This is a genomic window from Stenotrophomonas sp. HMWF023, assembly GCF_003060985.1.
Taxonomy (GTDB): Bacteria; Pseudomonadota; Gammaproteobacteria; order Xanthomonadales; family Xanthomonadaceae; genus Stenotrophomonas; species Stenotrophomonas lactitubi.
Map to the genome: position 1 here is coordinate 1 of NZ_QAIJ01000154.1, position 1,257 is coordinate 1,257.

Annotated in this window: 1 protein-coding gene; it reads right to left on the bottom strand. The window is 65.3% G+C overall.

Going from position 1 to position 1,257, the window contains the following annotated elements:
- The coding region (rho, locus tag DBR20_RS08400; RefSeq protein ID WP_258223259.1) for a transcription termination factor Rho at window positions 1-1,257 on the bottom strand (1,257 nt) is incomplete at both ends.

Genomic DNA, 1,257 nt, shown 5'->3' on the forward strand with positions numbered 1-1,257 from the left:
TCGCGACGGGTGCCCGAGCGGTTGATGTCGATGGCCGGGAACACGCGCTTTTCAGAGATGCGGCGGCTCAGGTGCACTTCGCTGTTGCCGGTGCCCTTGAACTCTTCGTAGATCACCTCGTCCATCTTCGAGCCGGTATCGACCAGCGCGGTGGCGATGATGGTCAGGCTGCCGCCTTCTTCCACGTTGCGTGCGGCACCGAAGAAGCGCTTCGGACGGTGCAGGGCGTTGGCGTCCACACCACCGGTCAGCACCTTGCCGGAGCTGGGCACCACGTTGTTGTAGGCACGTGCCAGGCGGGTGATCGAGTCGAGCAGGATCACCACGTCCTTCTTGTGCTCGACCAGGCGCTTGGCGCGCTCGATCACCATTTCGGCGACCTGTACGTGGCGTGCGGCCGGCTCATCGAAGGTCGAGCTGATGACTTCGCCGCGCACGGTGCGCTGCATTTCGGTCACTTCTTCCGGGCGCTCATCGATCAGCAGCACGATCAGGTGCACGTCCGGATGGTTGGTGGTGATGGCCGTGGCGACCTGCTGCATCATCATCGTCTTGCCGGCCTTCGGCTGGGAAACGATGAGCGAACGCTGGCCCTTGCCCTGCGGTGCCATCAGGTCGAGGATGCGACCGGTGATGTCTTCCGAGGAACCGTTGCCGCGCTCCAGGGTGAAGCGGCGACGCGGGAACAGGGGCGTCAGGTTCTCGAACAGCACCTTGTTCTTCGACGCTTCCAGCGGCTCACCGTTGATGGTGTCCACGATCGACAGCGCGAAGTAACGTTCACCGTCTTTCGGGAAGCGGATGCGGCCGGACAGGTGGTCGCCGGTACGCAGGTTGAAGCGGCGGATCTGGCTGGGCGAGATGTAGGTATCGTCCGGGCCGGCCAGGTAGCTGGCTTCGGCCGCACGCAGGAAGCCGAAGCCGTCCGGCAGGATTTCCAGCACGCCGTCGGCGGCCACGCCGTCACCGTGGCGGGTCAGCACCTTCAGCAGCGCGAAGATCACGTCCTGCTTGCGGGCACGGGCCACGCCTTCGGAAATCTGCAGCTGCTCGGCGATATCCAGCAGCTTCTGGGCCGGCATGCGCTTGAGGTCGCTCAGCGAATAGACCGGGAAGCCTTCGGGCACGTTGGCGTGCGGACGCGGTACGAACGGCTGCTGTTCACCGTTGTCGTTGGGCATGCCGTCGTCGCGGAAGCGACCGCCGTTGCCACCGCCACCACCGCCGCCGCCGCCATTGCGATCACGGTCGCGGCGG